Raw genomic sequence first — 21,814 nt, 5'->3', positions numbered from 1 at the left:
CTGACATGTCACTTATTATCAAATCAGATAGTATCGAGTCAAGCTTATCAATATCATAAATACTATACTTGTCCCCTAACATTTCTGTAGCAACAGATTTATGATAGCGATGAACATAAGAACCTATTTTCATTTGCGGGACAGTCGATATTATGTTTTTAAAACCATACTTCACGCCAAAATATAATGCTGCAGATCCTCCCTTTGAAAACCCAATTAATGTCACATCGTCACTATTAATATTCAAAAAATTTATCTTAGCATTTATAAGTGCCACTACTGCACTTTCAACTACATATTGATTATCGCTCATCATGTAATAATTGCATATTCCAGAAAGTGTGCAAGCATCTCTGATCCAAAGGATATTTCCATTATAATGCTCTGATGCCCCCCCCTGGAAGTCATACTTAGCCTTTTCAGGATGTCCAGAAAAAACTATTAATAAATGCTTGTAATCTTTTTTAGCACTTTTAAAAATATATTCTACCTGACAGGACTCGAAACTGAATGATTGAATATTCATTTTACTTTTCACAACTTGATGGGTTTGGTAAGTAGGTAGACAAAAATACGTTTATACTAATATTCCAGTCCATGTTTTTATGGCTATCATTACCATCATTAATACATACCGTAAGTGCTCTGGTATCGTCATCAAAGAAAATGTCATTCTTTTGAGATATTATTTTTTTAAACATATCTTTATATTTTGATTGGGATTTTATGAGATACGTGAGCGGGTATGTTTTTACGGCATTACCTGTGTAATAGGCATAATGGTGAAATAAAAATGATGTTATATTAATATCGTTAACTGTTCTGAATTTATTACATCTTGTATTTTCAACTTCGATATAAAAATCTTTTTCTATCTTTTCCAAAAGATCAACCCTTAACGCTTGATGTGTATGCCTATGAAGCTGTGTGGGCTTATATCCAAACTTCCGATTTAAAACCCGTTGACTATTAATAGAAGCATTCAAATAATCTGGCAGATGGGGTGCATTATTTCCAACAACATTACCATAGGGTTCCATTTTTATTTTGCAATTTCCATTTGGCTCGAAAAAATCTGTTTTCTCTGCAGGTCTAGCCAAGATTATATCATCGTTTGCATAAATGAAATAATTTGATAGGCCATCTATTTTATGTAGACATGATTCAATTGCATGTGAATTAAACGTAGGAAGATACTCACTATTAATAATTTCTTTGTGGTCAACCCAGATTACTTTACCTGTTGTTATATCTAACCAACTAGGGATCGCGCAGTTACTAACAACATAAATATTTCTGACCCATGAGGCATACATCTCTATTGATCTAATTGCATATTTTAGTTCATCTCTTGAAACGAACCTTGACTCACTGGTTGCATCTGTTTTCTTATTTGGCGAGTGTTGGTTATATAATTCCATCCATTGAGCATCATCAGCGTTAACCCACGTAAAAACATAATCAACATCAAAGTAACAGCGTCTGTCATCACAGTTATCAATTAGCTCAGACAATGAAAAATATGTTCCTTTACAGAAAATTGAATGCGACGAAATCACTTCTCTTCTAATTTTCATTGTTATATGATTTCGCTTTGGGGCTGATATAGCACCATCAATATCTTTCCAAATTTGCACCTCGAGATAAAACTTACACTCACGTTGCTGTTTATGGACAAATCTGAATTTAACATTATTAAAAAGAAAGAAATGCTCTTGTATCATTTCTGGTGAGCATCCTTTCACTATTCCTTTATTTGTAAAAATAGCTATTTCTATTTGACCGGTTTCTATGCTTGCAATAACATGTGCAAGTTCATGCGAAAAATCCACTTTTGTAAGTGCAACAGTAATCTCACCACTTATACCATCTATCCACGCCACTCTCGAATTATCTGTGATAAAGTTTTTAACCTGTCGCTCTAACCAATCATTTGAGTTCTTAGAGCCTAAAATTAACTCTTTTTTTTCTCTTGGAATAAAGCTCTTTATACGATGATTTATCTTGCTATCTTTGTAATATAGTACTGGATTCCTTAATAACTTCTTCGTTTTTTTAGCAAAGCTCATAGTTCACTCTTTAAAATTGCAGTTTTTTTCGTTAAACTCGGGGGAGTTAACTCATCAGAGCGCCACCAGCACTCCCGCCGATATCGCTATCTGGTAAAGCACACTGGTAAAGTCTTTGGTAATTTGCAGCGATTTGGTTTCAACCTGCGGCAAGACAAAGATCTCGTCGCCTGGGGTGACGCTAATATCGCTATCGTCCAGTTCACTCTTCTCTATCTGGCTAAAGGTGCCGTCACGATGCAGCAACAGAATGCGCGAGTTGCTCGCCTTCTGGGTAAAGCCGCCGGCCAGATTGATATAGTCCGCCACGGTGCGTTTCTGATCCGCCAGAATGGCGTTCGGAAACATCACATCCCCGTGCACCATCACCAGATTGGTCTGGCGCGGAATGCGGATGATGTCGCCAGGCTCAAGACGCACCTCTTCCTGGTTAGGGGCGTTGGCCAGCACCACCTGACCGCTCGGCTCGATCTCTTTGGCCCGCGCGACCCACTGCATCAGCAGGTCCGCCTCGTTCTTGCGCAAGCTGGCCTCGCCATCGGAGGCGGAGCGGGCGGTGAGAATGCTCGCTTCAAAGGCCTTGAGGGAGGAGCCCAGCATCTCTTTCTGACGCACCTTGACCGAATCACGGTAGAGCTGAATGGCGTTGATATCGGCATCGCGGGTCAATTTCAGGCCATTGAGCACTTCGCCCAACCGCGCCCCGTAACGCAGCACCACCTCCTGTTCGCTGTCATGCTCCCCCTCGATGCGTACCGCGATAGAGGCATAGCGCTTGTCGGCGATGGCCTCCACCGTGTCGCCGCTACTGACCATCACCCGGGCCAGGGTGGCTGCATCCTTCAGGGGATAGTTGTCCATCCGGATATCTTCCCCCTGATTGCGGCTAACCCGGATATGGGTGGCATCGGCATCGGGGCTGGCCAGTTGCAGCAGCTCGGCCAGGGTGACATGGGGTTTGCTCAGCTCAAACTTGTTGGCATTGGCCACCTTGCCGCGCACCGTGGTCTGATAGCGTAGCGGCGCCACCACCAGGGTATCGCCGTCACGCAGCTGGGTCGGCTGCAGATTGCCGTTTAGCAAAAACTGGTAGAGGTTGAAATTGCGCAGAGTTTTGCCACCGCGCTTGAGCGCCACATCCAGATAGCTGCCCCGCTCGGGGGAGATGCCACCCGCCTTGTCTATGAAATAGAGGATCGAGTCCCCCGACTGACCGGCATAGAGGCCGGGTTGATTGACAAAGCCGGTAACGAAGATCTTGACCGGCTGGCTCACATCGAGGGTGGCGTAGACGCTGACGTTCTTTTGATAGACACGGGTGATGGCGCCAAACAGGGTGTCATTGAGCTGCTCGTTGCGCACCCCGGCCACCTTGACCGGCCCGACCTTGGGCAAAAAGATATTGCCCTGGTGATCGACCAGCAGGCTCTGATCAAACTCGACCCCGCCCCACAGTTGCACCTGCAGCTTGTCGCCGATGGCGATGCGGTAATCGGGGTTGAAGCCGTTAAACGATTCACGGGCAAACTCGCCGCGAAACAGCCAGTTGCCAAAGACGGGATCGCGGGTCTGGGTGTCGCTCACTACCTTGCGCACCGGCGCCGCCTCTTGGGTGACCCCCAGCCCGTAAACAGACGGGGGCATGAGTGCTGCGATCAACGCCAGCGATGCGACGCGGGCATTCAGGTAGGTAGAGGTGAACCGCTGGTCGCGTCCGGGGTGACGGGTTCGAGAGAGCAAGGTTGAAATCAAGGTAAACTCCTGCCGGGCGCAAGTTTATGCACTGCGCCATCGGGTATTGAAAAAACGAGTATCAATTGGTGCAGCCACCCGCGATGGCGGGTGGCCAGAGTCATCAATCCTGATGTTCGCGCAGGGTGGCGAGCCCCATCACCACCAGGCCGTAGAAGAGGCAGAGCAGCACGCCAATGGTGGCGAGGTTGTAGAGGCGACGCGGGTATTGCGCCTCCTGTGCGGCACTTGGCGTACTGACCACCAACAGGTGCTTGAGCTTGCGATAGGCTTCGACCCGGGCCTGCTCCAGACTGACCAGCCCGGTTTTGTAGATATCAGCCGCCAGCTGGGTCTGTACCTGCACCGCCTGATAGTCGGCATTAACCTCGTTAAGCGACTGTTCGTCACTGCTGGTCAACCGCCGCTGCTCTTGTGCCAACTGGCGGGTCAGCGCGTCCACCCGGTCTTTGGCCGCCACCACATCGGGTGCCTTGGTATTCATGTAGATTTGCAGCCGCTTGAGCTCGGTATCCTGACGCACCAACTCGGCCTCCAGCTCCGAGACCACCCCCAGCATGGCGCTGCTGGTTGCCTCCGGGCTCATCAGCTTGTGGCGATTCTGGAACGCCAGCATCTTGTCCCGCTCGGCCTGCAACCGCTCGTGGGAACGGGCTACCTCGCTTTCTACAAAGGTGAGCTGTTCAAGGGCGACTTGATGGCCCAACCGGTTGATAAAGCCCTCCCCCTCTTTCAGCATCAGGGCCACAACCTCGCGGGCATATTCGGGCTCGAATGCCTGTAGCCGGATGGTCAGGATCCCCGACAGCTCGTCGAGGGTGAGGGTGAGATGGTCACGGTAGTAGGCAAGAAACTCTTCATTGCTGGCATCCCGCGAGAGCCGTGACAGCCAATCAGCGTGACCACTCTGATAGTGCCCCTTGAGGTCGAGCGCCTTGTCGAGCCGCTGCAGCATGTCCCATGAGCCAAGATAGGCATGCAGCACCTGCACATCCTGATGGTTGCTGCCCCCTAGCCCCAGCATGGAGAGGGCATCCGGCATCATCTTGAGCTGATCGGCCTGCTTGACGATGATGCTCGCTTCGCTGACATAGCGATCACTGGCGATTGCAACGTAATAGAGGGTCGCCACACCAAAACAGAGCAAGACCCAGAGAAAGCTGCCCAGCCTGACGGCTTTCTGCCATGAAAAGTGGGCAACCTGATATCCCCTGGAATCGATAAGGAAGAGTTTGGGGTCGCGCCTGAATTTGCGCAGCTTGCGACCGATTTGCGTCTTGATGGTGCTGGTGTTCATGAATATCCGGATTGATGATGGCAATCGGCCCGCATCGCGCGAACCGAAATGGCATCGTGACAAGATGTTGAAAAATGAATGTGATGGCTGTGGTTACAGGTTTTTATAGACCGCGATGGCCTCTTCAATATCGGGGTAGAGGGTCAGGCTGGCATTGTTCAGCACAATCCCCATGTCACACTGCTTGCGCAGGGTATTCATATCGTGGGAGACCATGATCAGGCTCGCCGTTTCTCGCTTCTGGTTGAAGACATCGATGCACTTTTGCTTGAACCTGGCATCCCCCACCGAGGTGATCTCGTCGGTCAGATAGATGTCAAAGTCAAACGCCATGCTGACCGCAAACGAGAATTTGGATCTCATCCCACTCGAGTAACCCCGGATAGGCAACTCGAAGTGCTGCCCTATTTCGGAAAAACCCTTGACCCACTCCTCGACCCGGCGAGTGTCATGCATGCCATGGATCCGGCAGATAAAACGGGTATTTTCACGGCCCGTCATGCTGCCCTGAAATCCACCGCTCAGCGCCAGCGGCCAGGAGACCCGACTGTGACGGGTGATCTTGCCCCGGCTCGGCATGTCCATGCCGCCAAGCAGGCGCAACAGGGTGGATTTACCCGCCCCGTTGGTACCCAGAATGCCGATATTTTTATCTCCCGGCAGAGTGAAGTTCACATCCTTCAAGACATAATTACGCCCGAATTTGGTGGGGTAATATTTGCTGACATTTTCGAGGGTTATCATTTTTTAACTTGCAATCAGTCGACGGTGGCTCAGGCGATAGGCGCTCATCGCAAACGCCAGTATTATCAAGGTGGTACCGAGCAGATAATTCCAGCTCCCCCCCTGGGTTTGAAAACCGGCAATCCAGCCACTGCGGATCAATTCGAGTGCATGCACGATAGGGTTCCAGAGCAGCAGGTGCTGATAACTTTGCGGCACCACCGCCAGCGGGAAAAAGACCGCAGATATCCAGAGTAAAGGACGCATCAAGATCGGAATTAGCTTGTCCACTTCGGCTGACAGACTGCTCACAATGCAGAGCAGGGTACCGAGGCCAAATGAGAAGATCATCAGGGTGCCATACCCCAGGATCACCGCCAGCGGATCATCGGGTATCGCATCAAAACCAGACCAGACCAGAATCAGGATTAATACAACAGCCACCAATATCCCTACAATGGACTCCAGCACAAAGCGGGAAAACAGCGTGGAGAATGCCGTAACCTGGCGATAGCAAAACAGTCCCTTATTGGCACTGACTGCTGAAATAAGGCGATTAGTCGTATTTTGAAACATCAAAAATGGCAGATAACCGCTAGCAATAAACACCGGCGCTTCAACCCCACCGAAGCCATTACGTTGCCTGATACCGAATATGACACAGAATGCAGCGATGGTAATCAAGGGGTCCAGCAAGGCCCAGGCATATCCCATGCGATAATTGCCAAAACGGGTCTTCAACTCCCGCATCAATAATCCAAAGGTGACATCTTTCAATACCACAGCAGGGCTGCGTCTTTGTATCAACATTGCGTTTAGCTTGAACACCTCTGTAATCAATAAGGATGTAGCATGAATTTTGGCAGGCCTGCCTAACACTATTGTGCAGCAGAGTGTCGTCAACTGCTGGAAAAACACCATGGCTACCGCACGGAAATGACAATTCCCGAACCAGATTCAAGCCACATTTTCTATCTTCATCTCTCTTTTGCCATAGCTACCGCACGGAGATGACATATTCCGGTGGCAATCCATGTAAAGGGAGTGGCTGACAAGTCTTGCCAACCGCAACAATGCAAGTCAGTGACAGCTCTTGGGTCAGGCAAGATGCAGACACTCATCATCAGGGGTGAGAAACACAGACGTGCTCTTCACTCATTATCTGGTATCTCGCCACCCTTTTATCGGTGCCTGCTAAAACCCGGCTTTTCGACAAGCAACAATATATCCACGCCCTGACTACATTTCCACTCGAAACCATGACAATGGCGTGACATAAGTTTAATTTTTCTATGAAATGTGAACAAACAAACCAAAAATAGCGAAAAGAGCAGTACAAATCACCAACTTAATGCGATCCACCAAACGCACCAGCACCTATTCTGGCTACGGCAAGTGAGGGTAAATCGCAGGCAAGGGGGCACTCATCAACCCTGCGTTCCGCAATAAGGTTCATGAGATTGCCCTGCGAATATGATAACTTTCATTTTTTTGACTCAAAATAAATTACAAAAATGGCATTCACGACTGTTATTTAAATCGGTATACTCTCGCCAATAAAAACCTTGACCTGACATAAACCCAGCTCGCAGACAGTTCGCCTTTTGCTGGCTTGTTTCAACGCCTTCAATAATTGTTTTCCGCCCAGCAAGTAATTTCGATGACAAAATACCCCCTAATTTTTCACAGTCCATTTCATATTTCCATAAAAATGACTTGTCAATTTTAATACCTGACCATGGTATTTCTTCAACCAGTTCATTTAACTCACCGCCATCATAGTCATCAAGCCAGACCTCATGTCCACAATTTAGAATAATAGCGATGCTTTTCATGGCATTATTATCGGTAAATGACATTACATCCATAAAATCAATTTCAAGTGCCAGCCGACACTTGGTACTATTACATAGCAAATAAATAAATTCTGGTGATAGCAATAACGAGAGTTTGATGTTGATAAAAAAGCGCACATTGCAACGGGGAACCGGCTCATCATAAAAATGATTGACACGTTCAATCTGTTGCCGTACGACATCAATAAACGCAGCCCTCTCCAGCCTCATAAAGAAAGTCTCGGGGTCAACAAATTTTTCAGACTCAATTTTTGATAACACCTCAAATCCAATAACCACATTCGAGGCAAGCTCAACGATTGGTTGATAGCGAGTCGTCAAAAAATTAAAGGTGCTGTCTCGCCTAAATCCAGTTACAACTACTTCATCTTTTATCAACTCAATTTGTGACATATAAAACCCCAGACACCTGCCTGATTACATTTTGATTAACCTTAACCCAACCAGGTTATACTGCTCAGATAGCTGATACATGTTTATTGACAGGGAAAATGTCGAGATACATCTATTAATGAAATCAGCAATACCCAACCAGAACACCAGTTTCCTGCTTTATGATAAAAGAGGATATTTAATTAATTAGTGGGCAGGGCTGATCAGTACAGAGTAACGGTATTTTGCCTTCAATATTTCGCGACTACCGTTATGAAGCTCACTGGATGACTCACACCAACATCCCTTACTAAAGAATCATGACATATCTACTATCAATTCAACTGTAAAAAATAAAATAAAAATGACTAAAAAACAACGTTGAATGGATAACATTTTCAAAAAAATTCATTCCGACCCTCCTATCAAATCATCAAATAAAAAACCTGATAACATAAATAATAGGTAGAAAAAATTGCGTGTTAAAATCCAGCCAGCTAGATGCTATATATCAAGTGATTATGGAATGTTGACAATCAATCTTATCGTTACGCCAACTGAAAAAAATACACAAAAAAAATAAGCTCCGCGGAGAATTAAGTTAAACTTGCTCATGTTCCATATCGACCTGCCAACTACAAACAACCTTATCAGGCAGAACAAAAAACCAAACAGCAGCACCATCATGCTGATGAAATAAACAGAAAAATGCCATTCATACAATATCATAATCCCCCTTGATCACCAGCTCCCCTTTCGGCTCGGTGAGCAGGGCCAGGGCGCGGCCATGGGGGTCAGCCATGGCCAGTAGCTCCCCGTCGGAACGCTCAAGTTGGGTACCAAACGGCAGTAGTTCACCCGCATCGTCGCGGTGCTCGAACTGGGCACGCAACACCTTGCTGACGCCAAAATGGACCCTAGTCACCACCCCCTGACGGGGCACCACCTGGCTGTCATTGCCCACCAGCTCCACCCGTCAGGCATGGTCTTGCTATCGACCTTGACCCAGTTGCAACTAGTATCTCTAACTTTTGAGAAAAGTGTTCGGTCCGTCGCGAATTAATATAACACCTGTAAATATGGCACTAGTTCTACCAACCAGCGGTTGTCCCGATATAACGTGACGCCATCAATGCAACGGCTGAGAAGTTACCCTAATAGCCTTGGAATATGAAATTCTCTAAAAATATAAAAAAAACACCTTAAAAACAGACACATAAAAACAAATGCATGAAACAGAATCTGCTATGCAGATAATTGAAATAATTTTTCATAAGTAGCAGTTGAAAATATGCTGTTGGTTTGTTGCGCCCTGTCGTGCTCGCCAGAAAATTACGCAACCAATCATATTTCTTCATAACAATATAGCGAAGACGCAAGCAACGCGCGAAACATTCTTTTATTTTCATTTCACCCCCCCCCCAAAAAACCGCTAACATCGGCAGAAAAAAGGAACGTTCCGCCAACATATGCGTATTTATTTTAATTAAAAAAAGTCTATACTAAGAAAGGTTCTACCAAATCAGGAGTCTTCATATGGTTGAGTACAAAATAGAGGGGGCACTACATTTTCAGCCCGCCAGCTTCAGATTTTTTCATTATGAAAAAGAGATACAAATTAGCCAAAAGGAGACGGCGGTATTGCAGCTTCTTTGTGCCCATGGCCAGCAGGTGGTAGAACGGAAAATGTTTATTCAGGAAGTGTGGGGTGATAGAGAAGGGGCTGATACCAGTCTTAACAAGAGCATATTGACCTTGCGCCGAAAGTTTGAGTCGCTGGGATATGTCGATGCAATCAATACCGTTCCCCGGGTTGGCTATATGTTACGCCTCAACGCGTTCGCTATCGAAGTGGCGGAGCAAGAGCAAGAGCAAGAGCAAGAGCAAGAGAGTATGAGCGAGCAACCTGATATGACCCTGCCTTTGCCAACCGGGGAAAAAACCACAACGTCACGATACAAGCGCAGCATGCCATATCTGTTCTTGATAGTGGCCGGGTTACTCACTGCGCTTCTCTATCGGTTATATGGTCTTTATGTGGAAAAGCAGGCAGTCCCCCTTGCCTATAAGATGGTCTATGACAGCCCCTCACTGACCATTATCGAGATGGCCAACTTGACGCAATCCGTGAACTATCCGGCATTTATCTCTCGACTGCCATCAGATAACAGGATGCTGGTCAGCATCTCCAATACCGCAATCTCATTGCTTGACCATAACAATGGCACCCAGAGTTTGGTCAGGGTGTTTATTCAGGGTCCAGATACGAATATTAATAATCAGCTGATATGTATCGCTGATTACATCACGAACCATTCATCTGTTGCAGATAAGGATACCGAAGTAACATATTCCAATTCTGATCTCAAACATGATAGCACCTTTCAAATAAAACAGTTTTATAGCCCATGCCTGGCTGGTACGGCCAACCACATTGGTGACATATCAACCACTCTTGCCCACTTCTCAAGAACAATACCAAAAGGAGAACAGCCATCTTCATGGCTGCAACAGGTGTCATTCCATGATAATAGCGGCGCGCTTGTTTTTGACTTTCAAGTCGCATACAGGGCCACCTTCTTGTACCGAGGGGAAGGTGTAAATAAAAGTAATTTTCTGCTAAAGCTAAATCAGCGTTCGATAAAACTAAAAAAACTTGAACAAGATATAATAAAAAACAACATATACTTCAAAAGAATTTTCAATGAGTATGAGAATGACGATATATTCGTGAGGTCATTTAGCCCTTTTAATAAGAAGAGTATAACGGTTCTCTCGTCTATTTTTGATGGCACACTCTCTCATGGCTTAAAGGATACTATGTAACAGCCTAAATATCCTGATCATCATTTTAGATAGTACAAAGCCATCTCCCTGCGGGCAGATGGCGTCACTACTTTTTTACTATGGCCTCGGCGATGATCTCGGCTTTGAGGCGCTCCTCGGCATACATCTTCTTGAGACGGCGGTTTTCCTCCTCCAGTTCTTTGGGGCGAGCCATGAGAGAGGTATCCATGCCACCGAATTTGGCGCGCCACTTGTAGAAGGTCGCGGAACTGATGCCATTCTGGCGGCAGAGTTCAGGGACGGGTGAGCCAGACTCGGCCTGTTTGAGGATGGCGATGATCTGAGCATCGCTAAAGCGTGATGTTTTCATGTAGAACCTCCTGCGTTCAAGATGCGAGAAAATTCTACTTAAGAGCACCCCAAGTTTTCGGGGGGATTACCCCCCGATATCTTCTTCCAGTGCACCAGCCCTTCCCTGCTCCGCTTCATTTCTTGGGTGTCCCTTTTTCCATAACCCCGCGCTCTGGCGAGGCGGAATGCAGGCTGACGCCCCTTTCGGGTTATCAACGGATGACTGGCTCTGCTGTCATAGGCACCGATTGCATAAACACACCTCAGTTTGCTTCTCAGGCGGAGTAAGGTCGGCAGCCCCTCAGCGTCATGGACATGATCTAACGACACGCGTGCCGATACGATTGCTTGATTCACCGGGTCTACCGCTAGATGCAACATGCGCCACTCTCGCTGTTTCTCGTTGCCGTGTTTTCTGACTTTCCAGTCGCCTTCGCCAAACACCTTCAGTCGAGTCGATAACCAGTTCGGTATCCTGCTATTTAGAGGGCAGCCGATACGCCACACCCACTGAGCGGGCATGATTGTGTGATAGGTATAGCCCAGTGCATAGCGCCACATTCATCAACTCAGACAAAAAGCCGATAGCACCGGAGGCGGTCGCAGAATGAGGCTGAAAATCCCCTTGAGGTTGGTAAGTAGCGGATGGTCGGGTCGGTGTAGGGCCGGGCAGCGTCCCCCCCCCTCCCCACACGCGGGGCAGGTGCATGTTGGGCGGAGGGGCGAATCCGGGGTCTTCCCCCAGACTCTGTTAGGCGCAGTGAGGACCACATCTAGTAGCGACGGGAGGGCGCATGGCCGAGGTTGTTGTCCGTTCATCCCCCAGCCCCCACGACCTCGTCATGACGGGAACCAGGTAATTACCACGTTGTTGGTGGACTGTCCCGACCCGGAAAACACGAAGTCAAGATGGAGGGGGAAGTCCAAAGGCGACCCTGCATTAACCCGGAGGGCCGCGGGGAGGCTTTTAGTTTGGCCGCGGTCGACAACGGAGATGGATTTTAGGGACCCGGTCCCGGGGCCGACGGACGTGCTCGACCCCCCTTGTATGGTGATATTGCCAGTGACATTGCAAGACGCGCGGAGTTGTGCAATAGCCGTTAAGACCGTTCCGTTTGCGACTACCCCCAAGTCGACGACAGAATTAGCGGGTACCAGAGACAGTTTGCAGGATTGGTTAGGAGGTGGCAGGGTCACGCAAGACGTAGGCCACGGGCGGACGGTAGAGTAGGACGGTTGTGTGCTTGGGCTGTTCCATAGGTAGGTGCCGATGCATTCAGGGTCATTGACATCGGGGGTGAATGGCACATGGTATAACGCAACATCGACGGAGGTGCCAGGCGCCGGGAAGTTTGTGCCGAATACAGAGTTGTTGATCGCGGCGATTTTTTGAGTGCGGGATCCACTTAGGTTTATGGATTTGATGGTGGCGAGTACTTGCAAGCCGCCAGCGGTCTTGTGTCTGTGGCCGGATGGTGAATACATGGTAGCAGTGTCGAGAGCGGATAGGGACGCTTGGTCAGTGACGTCGGTAGCGGTTAACGTGACGGTTCCGTTGTAACCTCCGTTAGAAATCCATTGTACCCGTATGTCGGTGATGATGGGTACGATCGAGGCGGCTGCGGAGCCAGATATTAATACTGCGGCGACCGCGAGTCCAAGTCGGGTTAGTGAGACCAATGTCATAATCATTTAAAACTCCTTATCCACCTCTCCCGATATAACCGCACACGGCTATCACACACCGCCATCTCACGGGTGTCACGCCATGTCTGCTCATAAAGCCGCAGCGATCGGGTTCGGTATTGTTGCAAGGCGCGAGGGGCAATCCCCACCCGCCCCTGCTGGTTAAACCAACCACCCAGCCAGTCTACACCGCGTGCCAGGCGGCCGATGCGGGTCTTGTCCGGGTGGAGCTCGAAGCCCATGGCAGCCAAACTGGCGCACAAGCGGGCTATGGCACGACGCAGCGGCCAACGCTGCCTCGCAAGAATAATAAAATCATCCATATAACGGGCGTAATAGTCACATTGCCCTTCCCCCAGCTCGGCATCAAGGCTATAAAGCAGGCTGGCGCCAATCAGCGGACTCAACGCACAGCCACGGGGGATACCCCTCTCCGGGGTATAAAACTGGCCGCCCACCTCCACGCTATAGGCCAGATACTGGCCGATCAGATCACGCAGCAAGGGACACCGTAGGTACGCTATCACCTCCCGCTCGACATCCTCCGGTCCGATATGCTGATAGTAGCCGCGGATATCGGTGCGCATGACAAACTGAACTGGCCCCTCAGCAATCGCTTCAGCAAGCCGACGGCGGGAGGCGGCAACGCCCATGCCAGCGCCATGCTCGCAACGCGGGTGCCAGGGTAATTGCGGGCCCGCCATCAATGCAACCCACTTGAGTACCAGGGCATCCTGCGCAGACCAGACTGCATATTGGCCGAGGCGCTGCATTGGTTGCAGACGGTAATCGCCAACTTGCAGCTGCTGCCACAATAACGGAGCGAGCCGTGGCCAGTGAAAGCGCAAATGCCAGATATCAGCATTAGCCGGATGGTGGCGGCGACGCTGACAGAGCCAGAGCCAGGCTTGTTGCCAAGCCGTCTCTGCCGACAAGTGTGGCAAATTCACATTATGTTGCCGTACTGTCATACCTCACGAGCCCTCTCGCGGTGGCAGGCACCCTATTGAACGGGCATGTAGCTCATGCTGTTTAATACTATTGATACGAAATAGTGGCCGTCGCGGTAGCGCTAAAATCCCCCATCCGCAGCTTGCCACTGCTTCTTAGCGCAATCACCCCGAAGGTCAGGGTGTTATTCTCCCCACTGAGAGACAGAGCTTTTTCCGTCCCCAACGTAATTAACTGGCCCTGTTCGTTGGTGATCCCCAGCACGTAACCAAACGTGTTGCCATCTGCATCTTTCGGATAAAATCGACCAACTTGATCCGGATTTGGGCTGTTAAACACTATCTTTGCCTTGTTGGTGTTACACTGTTTCAGTTGGATCTTGAATGTAACGGGATCGGTTTGGCCAATGGAGTCCAATTTGTCTGCGTCCAATTCTTCCATGTTGATACGTTGATCATTAGCCCCAACTTCAAGATTGCAGGATGGCTCCACGACATTTGCGAGTACTTGAATATTCAGGGTCTCGGCCACTACTGGAAAAAGGGAAGGCAACACCAGCAACAAAGCAGCCAATCGAGTGCAACGACGCCTTGGGTACAGTGTTGCACCGCCATATTTCAATTCCTTCGACATGGTTATCAACTCCTCTCTAACAATCCGGTACGGCAGGCCAACCACCCAGTTAATTCAATACTCATTATGCTTGCAACCTGTCATACCTTGACCTCTTTGCAACTACAGATAGTTGATGTTCAGGGTGGCAGTGGCCTCAAAGCGACCTTCGACCAGCTGAGTATTCAGTTCTCTCCTCGCGTAAGCGCCGAAATGGAGCGTGGTATCACCACTGCTGAGGGCAAGGGGGGCAGATGGCACACCCAATAGTAAATCGGCCATGGTTGGCACTTGCCCCACTTTGAAGCCGATGGAGAAACCTTTCGCGGTGCTACTGTCAGCAAGCGCTAGGTGCCCAGTGTTATGAGCCGATGTCGTCCCAGAGATGGTGACTGTTGCTTCGCCGGGGCTGATATCGCATTGTTGCAGCCTAACCGTAAATGGCATGACCGGGGTCTCGGCAAGCTCCAGGTCGCGCGAATTAATCGTCTTGAAGTCGACCATGATGGTTGCATCTTGCGGATTCAACTGACATGAGGTTTTGCGCAACGTGCCCGAAATAGTCAATGTAACGTTATCATCGGCACTGGCTGGCAAACTCGTTGCCAGCACACCCGGTAACATGGCCAACAGTAGTGCGCGATGCCACAAAGGTGATAGCTTGACGCCGAAATGATACAGCTTTCTCATATTGTGATTCCTTGTGGAGTGATTTTGAACGCTATTATGCGGTATACACTCTGAGCATCGTGTTACTTGGCTGGCAGCAACTGGCAGTTGGCACCGCAATGGTAATTAAGCTGGCGACGTCCACCGAAGTCATCGATATAGCTTAGGCTCGGCGTCGCGCCCAATACCTTGCGATCGAGCTTGAGCGTGCTACTGCTGTTAGGTGCCAGCATGACAGACTGAAATCCGTCAAGCGCCTCAGCATTACTTGAGGTCGCGGCTTCTACCAAGGTAATGAAGTACGGCGTTGGGTTATCAATCCGGTAACTTCCACCTTCAGGCGTCAGCGTCAGCTGCTCTTGCCAAGGGGCCTTGTTTGAGCCTGTCGGAACGACAAGAGCCTGAGGCCGGTAGAAAAACTTCACCTTGGTCTGTAACGCTAGTTGCAACACGTTAGCCTCATCACTCTTGGGCGGCACTTCTCGCACGTTAAAATAGAAAAGACTCTCTTTGTCTTGTGGCAATTGTGCCGCAGCAGGTAATGCCCGGATCTGGATCATGGCCGTTGCATCCGGCTCAACTCGTTGAATTGGGGGCAATACCGCGAATGGACTATTAATTTTATTGCCGTTTGCATCCTCCAGCCAAGCTTGAGCAAGATAAGGTAAATCCTGGTTATAGTTATTAACTTTCACACTAACACTGTTACTTTGACCAGGAAAAATAACCCGGGTGCGATCCAAGGCTATCGCCGCATTGGCACCGGATGTCGACAATCCACAAATTGCTAACAGCACCAGTTGCAAAGTCTTTTTCATATTCATACTTTTGACTCCTAAGACCATTTGATGGCTATTTAATAGGGTTAGCGACACATCAACGTGGCAATCTCTTCCATCGAAGGAAGCGGTGTTGGAAATGTCAGGTCGCAGCGTTCTGTTCCCCAGCGAACATTCAATACATCGCCTTGCTGCAAGCCAACCAGATAGACGATGCCTTCATCAGCGACCATCCCAACTTTATTTTGCTTGCTATCATATACAGCTGCCGCTAACGGTACATACTTACCATTGGCTCGCTTGAGCTGAACCATCCGCTTGGCTCCGCTCAGCATATCGAAACTTTGGTAACCAATGGCTCCCTCCGTCAGGGTGACACTGCGGACCGAACTACCAACGACATCAACTTCATCATTCAATTCATCTACCGCAATAGAGATTTGGTTGCGGTAGTAATTCGACGCATTGGCCACCACGGCTTTACCAAACCTGTTCGTACGGACGGGCGAACCATAACCATTGACCGGTACATCCGTAGCTGAACCAGTATCGACCATGATGCGGCTTCCACCCGAGGTCGATCCAGGATGTAGGGCTGCGCCGTCGGCAGTAGCGGTCAAACCACCATTCACAGAAAGACCGATACCGGATGACGAACCTGCATAGTGGCTAGCGTTCACGCTCATGTCGACAATATTCCCTCGATGTGAATAAAAGCCGCTGATGCTATCAGCACCGCCATTGCTAGAAGTTCCCGCCGTCAGTGAGTAATTGTTTCGATCATCAACCCGGTTGTTAAGATGCATATTGTGACTGGTGCTCTGTTTATTGCTCGAGACGCTATAGCCTACTGATTTGGCCAAACCAAACGGCACACTAAACGAGAGATAAAAACCGTTGTCACGCTCACTATCATAAATTTTCTGTTTGGAACTGTAGGCTGTCACCGTACTGGTGATCCTTCGCCAATCCAGCAAATCGAAGTAGCTGGAGAGAGACAGACTTACCCTCTCTCTTGAACCTTCATTCCAGTAGGTCTGGTGAGAGTAGTCGAGGTAGGCGCCTAGCGATGAATCTTCAAACTGCTTGCTCAAAATGACGCTATACTGTTCTTTTTGCCCACCTCTGTAGTGATTTCCTTCTTTACTGGCCCCAATGAAATCACTCATGTTCATAAAATCAGCATCGGAGAAGCGATAACCAGCAAAGGTGACCTGGCTGCGGTTCTTTTCAAAATTCTTCGAATAGTTGACGCGATAAGAGGCTCCCGACTTATGCTCTCCTTGGGGTAAGTCAGCCCAAGATTGGGTCATATCAACCGAGATGGCACCAAAATCATAAAGGTCTCGTCCCATGCCAATTGCGGTTGATTGATACTTGTCACTCAACAGCGCACCGCCAAACAGTGACCAGCCATTGCTTACCCCCCAGGAGAACTCACTGCTGGCAAAAGCCGGACCATCATGTTCCCGCTGAACCGAACTTGCCTTACCACTCGCCAGCTTATAGCGAACAGAACCTGGCCGGGAGAGGAAGGGCACAGTGGCCGTGCTTACCTGGAAGGTCTGCACTGTGCCATCCTGCTCCTCAACACGTACATCCAGACGCCCCGAAACATATGAGTTTAAATCCTGAATTCGAAACGGACCTGCCGCAACCTGGGTTTCATACAACGTCCGTCCAAGTTGGGAGATAACGACCTTTGCATTGGTTTTGGCAATTCCCACCACTTCGGGGGCGTAACCACGCAAATTAGGTGGCAGCATACTCTCGTCTGTCGTTACAGAGGCGCCAATAAACTGAAACGAGTCAAAAACCGATTGCCCGAGGTCCATTTCCCCCATCTTCAACTGCGCAGTCATATCCGGTAAGGCACGATAACCGTAAACACGATTGATCTTGAACTCACTGTTTTCATGCTCACCATCAGCTTGGCTGTACTGCCCTTGCCAATCTGCACGCACTCGCCAGGCTGACACGTTGAAACCGGCTACACCTAAGGCACTCAAACTAGTACGGTTTACATTGGTCTTGGAGGCATGGTTCTGCTGCAGGTTGATACCATAGTCGAGCATGGCACCATTGACCCCTTCATCCCAACGGGAGGGGGGATCCCAACCATTAGCGACATATTCCATATAAGCCTGCGGGACAGCTAGTGTCAGGGTATAGCTTTCCAGGCTTCCTTGTGCTGTGACACCAGGAAGTTGTAGGAAGTCGTAGCAGCCAGAGCCACTTTTAGCTCCCTGTACAATCTTCGCTTGCTCTTCTTTAAGTGCAATGGCCTCCACTTGTTGCTGTGAAAAACAGACCGAAGAACTACCATCTTCTGTTGCAAGGTAGCTAACTTCAAATTCACCCAAATTCCTTCCATTAACAACCATCTGCATTTTATATTGACCAGGCACAATATACCCTGCAGATCTAAACTGACCAAAATCCACAGCATCCTTGTCGACCGAATCAAGTAAATCCGTATTAAACTCTACGGCATTTGCCACGTTGTACAGTAGAAAAAATGAAACGGCTATGTATATAAAAGCTTGTTTGATACTGTTCACTAACTCCCACCATGATTTGAATTCCAACATCACATATTGACATTCGACATTGAATACGTGAAGTTGAAAGCTTGATAGAAAGCATAAAATGTTGAATGGCCGACGGCCCGGCCATTCAATCATTACGGAAGTAATAAATTTAAATTATTTATACTTCATTACAAAGTGGGCTTTGGTATCAAATTCACCCGGAGTAATACCGGCTTTATCTTCGGCAGTTTTCACCAGCTTAGCACCAAATCTAAGGGTGTTATCACCAACATACAAACCAGTAAAATTGGTTGCCTTGTTCAATTCAATGGCTTCGCCAGATTGTTTGTTAAACATCTGAATTGCTGCACCAGCAGCCGAGCCGTTCAGAGCAAGCTTAGTAGTGGAAGTTGCATCAGGTACTCCATCGAAGGTAATATCAACAGATTGGGCAGTTTCAAAAGTACAACCTTCCAGTTTGATATTAAAATCTACCATCTTGCTTTCGTTATACTTATCAAGAGTCGCATTACTAACCTGACCCAGGTGAATGGTCTGATTAATACTGTCTGAGTAAATGGAGCAAGGCGCATTGATAATTGAACCAATGAAATTAATCTCACCAGAACCTTCATTTGGGCGCTCGATGTCGTCGGCGTAAGCAACATTGGCACACAGGGCGAACAGCATAGCAGCAGCGACAGTAGTTTTCTTCATTATCATGGTCTTAATAATTCCGTGGTTGTAATCGTGATTGTAAATATGACAAGTGTTACAAGTTGGCGTAGTGCCGATTCCCTGCTCCGGCTACTCGCATGTAGTCCCCATAACAAGGCGCCTTCCATGCAACGACGGCTAAGTTACCCGACGAGCACAGGGCGCTGCAATTCTTTGAAATAACAAATAAAACCAATAAAAAACAATAGGATACACATAGGCACATAAGCCACATGCCGCCACATTCTTTTTTTTCACCAACGAGAATAAAAACACGTTGCTGATTTGTAACTCCCCTGTAATATCCATCAGGACATTACGCAACTCATTATGCTGTTGCGGCGTTGTTTCCAAATCAGCCGTAATAATGTAGCTTCCCCAGCCCCTGGTGACCGCTACACTCGGGGCTTTCTGACAGGTAGACCAAGGATGTTCAGTTTGTTGATTGCACCAACATACGCCATCACTTCCCCTACTTGACCGTTGCATGTTCGCAGACTGATTTTGCCCGCCAGCAACTGCTTGGTGATACCCCGATATCTTCTTCCAGTGCGCCAGCCCTTCGGTTATCCCCCCCGAAAACCTGGGGTGCCCACAAGTAGAATTTTCTCGTATCTTGAACGCAGGAAGTTCTACATGAAAACATCACGCTTTAGCGATGCTCAGAACATCGCCAGTCTCAGGCAGGCCGGTTCAGGCTCACCCCATCCCTGAACTGTGCCGCCAGCATTGCATTAGTTCCGCAACCTTTTACCAGTGGCGCGCCAAATTCGGTGGCATGGATGCCTCTCATGGCTCGCTTCAAAGCCGAGATTATCGCCGACGCCATAGTAAAAAAGTCATGACGCCGTTCTGCCTGAAGGGGATGGCTACCAAAGCCTGTCACTCTTTGCCATTTCTATCCGCCTAGCCTGCAACATCTTCAAGGTCAGCGAAGGCTGTTATCGCTATCAACCCATGCTCGCCGATGAAAACCAGCTTATTGCGGATTGGTTGCTGCGTATCACCAACAGCCAGCGGCACTGGGGCTTTGGCCTCTGCTTCCTCTACCTGTCTTACGTCAAAGGGTTTGCTTGGAACCACAAGCGGGTCTACCGGATCGATGCGGCAGCTTGAACTGAACTTGCGCATCAAGCCCATGGAGCGACTGGTACGTGAAAAGCCGCAGGCTCTGGCCGTACCTTGTTCAGCTTAACCACTGCTGGTCGGTGGATCGTATGCACGGTCTACGGAGTTATGGCCGGTCGGAGGCTGTTTAATGGGATCGATGATTTTATCCCCTAGCCGCTGTGCATTGAGGTCGATTTTCCATTGCCCGCCGCACGGCCCAAGCGCCACTTGGAGCAGGGGACGGAGCGGTGGCAAACCGGCGATGGCCCGGTGCGATAATGGACGAGATGATGGCGTCAATGCGCCCACTTGGTGTCGAAAAACAGGATGGTCCTCTTGGTGGACAGCCAACCAGGAAATCGAGAGCAGAGCGCGTAGGATAGGGCGGTTGAACAGATACGGTCCGTTACGATTGGTTGGCTCATCATCTGTATGGCGCGCGGGGGCGTCCAAAGGGCTGTGGGACGTCGGGTTAGTGGAGGAGCAGCGCGCCCCCCCCCAGTTTTGGCGCTAGACGGTTAGACCCTAAAGCCGCGTTTGGAAATGGCTGCTCGACACCCACTGCGAAGGCCCCTACTAATGCGTACCATACCGACGAGTCACAGAGAATCACAGGCAGGGGGCGCGGCGGTCATTCAGTCACCCCCCCCGTCGCGGAGTCATGACGGGTTCCAGACGACTGCAACGTTGTTAGTGGACGGCCCAGACCCTGTGTATTCGATCTGTATCCGTAGGGTTATATCCAAAGGCGACGACGGCGGTACTGTGAGCGTGGAGGGCAGCGGAGCGTCACGTCCGGCGGCTTGGACACTCACAGATTTCATGGTCCCGTTGCCGCTACCACTGCTGGTGTGCGTAGCGGAGTAGAACGTCACCGACCCAGGGAGGTCGCACGTAGCGGTCAGGCGAACGTTGATGTTTAGCGTGTCCCCCGGTGCAACGTTACCGAGGTTCTGGTGTGTATCGCCTGGAAACGCAGTAACGGCGCACTGTTGGTTTGGGGCCGGTATCCCGTTACATGCTGTGGGCCAGGCCAGGGTGGAGGAATAGAGAGGTCGGGAGGAGGCCGGGTCATAGTTCAAGAACGCGCCAACGCATTCGGGGTAGTTCGGGTCGTAGCTGCCGTCGTTGCGCCGTAGGGAAAACGTCCGTGTCGCGCCGATAGTTGGGTTCGACGTATTGAAGATATAAGTATTGATTTGGGAGAGCTTTTCGTCGCGACTGCCGGCGAGAGGTAAGGTAGGGCCCATGCGGACGCGCGGTGGCGACCCCGGAGATTCGTACCGCCGTCCCAACACGGTCATTTGTACAGTAGTGTCTAGCGGAGCAAGCGGTGCGGGGTAGTCAAGTGCCGTGTAGGTTATCGATGCCTCGTAGTTACTGGTTCCTGACCAGGTCACGCTGGTTTCAGTGACGACGGGCACGACTACGGCTTCAAGGGGCCCGGTTGCTAACACAGCCGCGACCGTTAGGCCTCGTCGGGATAGAGAGGGCAATGTCACAATCATTTAAAACTCCTTATCCACCTCTCCCGATATAACCGCACACGGCT

General features: G+C 49.3%; 16 protein-coding genes and 3 pseudogenes. 2 read left to right on the top strand and 17 right to left on the bottom strand.

Annotated features, from left to right (window positions below):
- From AAC083_RS22680 to AAC083_RS22645, 8 genes are all read right to left on the bottom strand, one after another.
- The coding region (locus AAC083_RS22680) for an accessory Sec system protein Asp2 (RefSeq protein WP_219927852.1) at nucleotides 1-526 on the bottom strand (526 nt) is incomplete at its 3' end.
- A 1-nt stretch (nucleotide 527) separates the two neighbouring features.
- The gene (locus tag AAC083_RS22675) at nucleotides 528-2,069 is read right to left on the bottom strand and encodes a stealth conserved region 3 domain-containing protein (protein ID WP_108535601.1); all 1,542 of its coding nucleotides are present in this window, start codon (nucleotides 2,067-2,069) and stop codon (nucleotides 528-530) included.
- A gap of 54 nt (nucleotides 2,070-2,123) precedes the next feature.
- Nucleotides 2,124-3,713, bottom strand: a complete 1,590-nt coding sequence (locus tag AAC083_RS22670) for a polysaccharide biosynthesis/export family protein (protein ID WP_108535604.1) — start codon at nucleotides 3,711-3,713, stop codon at nucleotides 2,124-2,126.
- 211 nt (nucleotides 3,714-3,924) lie between these two features.
- Nucleotides 3,925-5,118 carry a sugar transporter gene (locus tag AAC083_RS22665; protein WP_108535600.1) on the bottom strand — a complete coding sequence of 398 codons (1,194 nt, stop codon included), beginning with the start codon at nucleotides 5,116-5,118 and terminating at the stop codon, nucleotides 3,925-3,927.
- A gap of 93 nt (nucleotides 5,119-5,211) precedes the next feature.
- Nucleotides 5,212-5,862: an ABC transporter ATP-binding protein gene (locus AAC083_RS22660; RefSeq protein ID WP_108535599.1), complete on the bottom strand. Its 651-nt coding sequence runs from the start codon at nucleotides 5,860-5,862 to the stop codon at nucleotides 5,212-5,214.
- A gap of 3 nt (nucleotides 5,863-5,865) precedes the next feature.
- A complete protein-coding gene (locus tag AAC083_RS22655; RefSeq protein WP_108535598.1) occupies nucleotides 5,866-6,651 on the bottom strand; it encodes an ABC transporter permease in 786 nt (261 codons plus the stop codon).
- 686 nt (nucleotides 6,652-7,337) lie between these two features.
- Nucleotides 7,338-8,090 carry an EAL domain-containing protein gene (locus AAC083_RS22650; RefSeq protein WP_108535597.1) on the bottom strand — a complete coding sequence of 251 codons (753 nt, stop codon included), beginning with the start codon at nucleotides 8,088-8,090 and terminating at the stop codon, nucleotides 7,338-7,340.
- A gap of 694 nt (nucleotides 8,091-8,784) precedes the next feature.
- On the bottom strand, nucleotides 8,785-9,033 hold the full coding sequence (locus AAC083_RS22645) for a hypothetical protein (RefSeq protein ID WP_146181549.1): 249 nt from the start codon (nucleotides 9,031-9,033) through the stop codon (nucleotides 8,785-8,787).
- Between the two features lie 572 nt (nucleotides 9,034-9,605).
- Between AAC083_RS22645 and AAC083_RS22640 the strand changes: the two genes are divergently transcribed.
- Complete coding sequence (locus AAC083_RS22640) at nucleotides 9,606-10,895, top strand: winged helix-turn-helix domain-containing protein (protein WP_108535595.1); 1,290 nt, start codon at nucleotides 9,606-9,608, stop codon at nucleotides 10,893-10,895.
- A gap of 38 nt (nucleotides 10,896-10,933) precedes the next feature.
- Here AAC083_RS22640 and AAC083_RS22635 read toward each other — a convergent pair.
- From AAC083_RS22635 to AAC083_RS22595, 9 genes and pseudogenes are all read right to left on the bottom strand, one after another.
- Nucleotides 10,934-11,226 (bottom strand): annotated as a pseudogene (locus tag AAC083_RS22635) (transposase); the annotation flags it as partial.
- Between the two features lie 38 nt (nucleotides 11,227-11,264).
- The gene (locus AAC083_RS22630) at nucleotides 11,265-11,729 is read right to left on the bottom strand and encodes a transposase (RefSeq protein ID WP_375134733.1); all 465 of its coding nucleotides are present in this window, start codon (nucleotides 11,727-11,729) and stop codon (nucleotides 11,265-11,267) included.
- 1,166 nt (nucleotides 11,730-12,895) lie between these two features.
- A complete protein-coding gene (locus AAC083_RS22625; protein WP_258224572.1) occupies nucleotides 12,896-13,843 on the bottom strand; it encodes a reverse transcriptase domain-containing protein in 948 nt (315 codons plus the stop codon).
- An 88-nt stretch (nucleotides 13,844-13,931) separates the two neighbouring features.
- The gene (locus AAC083_RS22620) at nucleotides 13,932-14,477 is read right to left on the bottom strand and encodes a fimbrial protein (protein ID WP_146181548.1); all 546 of its coding nucleotides are present in this window, start codon (nucleotides 14,475-14,477) and stop codon (nucleotides 13,932-13,934) included.
- Nucleotides 14,478-14,579: 102 nt separating this feature from the next.
- Nucleotides 14,580-15,146: a fimbrial protein gene (locus AAC083_RS22615; protein WP_108535590.1), complete on the bottom strand. Its 567-nt coding sequence runs from the start codon at nucleotides 15,144-15,146 to the stop codon at nucleotides 14,580-14,582.
- 62 nt (nucleotides 15,147-15,208) lie between these two features.
- Nucleotides 15,209-15,949, bottom strand: coding sequence for a fimbria/pilus periplasmic chaperone (locus AAC083_RS22610; RefSeq protein ID WP_258224571.1), 741 nt, complete (start codon nucleotides 15,947-15,949; stop codon nucleotides 15,209-15,211).
- Between the two features lie 41 nt (nucleotides 15,950-15,990).
- On the bottom strand, nucleotides 15,991-18,465 hold the full coding sequence (locus AAC083_RS22605) for a fimbria/pilus outer membrane usher protein (RefSeq protein ID WP_258224570.1): 2,475 nt from the start codon (nucleotides 18,463-18,465) through the stop codon (nucleotides 15,991-15,993).
- 144 nt (nucleotides 18,466-18,609) lie between these two features.
- Nucleotides 18,610-19,152, bottom strand: a complete 543-nt coding sequence (locus AAC083_RS22600) for a fimbrial protein (RefSeq protein ID WP_181364607.1) — start codon at nucleotides 19,150-19,152, stop codon at nucleotides 18,610-18,612.
- A 395-nt stretch (nucleotides 19,153-19,547) separates the two neighbouring features.
- Nucleotides 19,548-19,746: pseudogene (locus tag AAC083_RS22595) on the bottom strand (IS5/IS1182 family transposase); the annotation flags it as partial.
- Nucleotides 19,747-19,788: 42 nt separating this feature from the next.
- Here AAC083_RS22595 and AAC083_RS23515 point away from each other — a divergent pair.
- A pseudogene (locus AAC083_RS23515) lies at nucleotides 19,789-20,696 on the top strand (transposase); the annotation flags it as partial.
- Nucleotides 20,697-21,814 lie beyond the last annotated feature (1,118 nt).

Origin of the sequence: Aeromonas sp. HMWF014 (assembly GCF_963878295.1) — a bacterium.
Lineage (GTDB): Bacteria > Pseudomonadota > Gammaproteobacteria > Enterobacterales > Aeromonadaceae > Aeromonas > Aeromonas popoffii.
The sequence above is the reverse complement of the archived record's forward strand: the minus strand, read 5'-3'. Positions and strand labels throughout refer to the sequence as shown.

Coding starts and splice junctions, on each gene's coding strand:
- AAC083_RS22675 (WP_108535601.1), bottom strand. CDS start 2,069: ATGAGCTTTGCTAAAAAAACGAAGAAGTTATTAAGGAATCCAGTACTA.
- AAC083_RS22670 (WP_108535604.1), bottom strand. CDS start 3,713: ATGCCCCCGTCTGTTTACGGGCTGGGGGTCACCCAAGAGGCGGCGCCG.
- AAC083_RS22665 (WP_108535600.1), bottom strand. CDS start 5,118: ATGAACACCAGCACCATCAAGACGCAAATCGGTCGCAAGCTGCGCAAA.
- AAC083_RS22660 (WP_108535599.1), bottom strand. CDS start 5,862: ATGATAACCCTCGAAAATGTCAGCAAATATTACCCCACCAAATTCGGG.
- AAC083_RS22655 (WP_108535598.1), bottom strand. CDS start 6,651: ATGTTGATACAAAGACGCAGCCCTGCTGTGGTATTGAAAGATGTCACC.
- AAC083_RS22650 (WP_108535597.1), bottom strand. CDS start 8,090: ATGTCACAAATTGAGTTGATAAAAGATGAAGTAGTTGTAACTGGATTT.
- AAC083_RS22640 (WP_108535595.1), top strand. CDS start 9,606: ATGGTTGAGTACAAAATAGAGGGGGCACTACATTTTCAGCCCGCCAGC.
- AAC083_RS22630 (WP_375134733.1), bottom strand. CDS start 11,729: ATGCCCGCTCAGTGGGTGTGGCGTATCGGCTGCCCTCTAAATAGCAGG.
- AAC083_RS22620 (WP_146181548.1), bottom strand. CDS start 14,477: ATGTCGAAGGAATTGAAATATGGCGGTGCAACACTGTACCCAAGGCGT.
- AAC083_RS22615 (WP_108535590.1), bottom strand. CDS start 15,146: ATGAGAAAGCTGTATCATTTCGGCGTCAAGCTATCACCTTTGTGGCAT.
- AAC083_RS22610 (WP_258224571.1), bottom strand. CDS start 15,949: ATGAATATGAAAAAGACTTTGCAACTGGTGCTGTTAGCAATTTGTGGA.
- AAC083_RS22600 (WP_181364607.1), bottom strand. CDS start 19,152: ATGAAGAAAACTACTGTCGCTGCTGCTATGCTGTTCGCCCTGTGTGCC.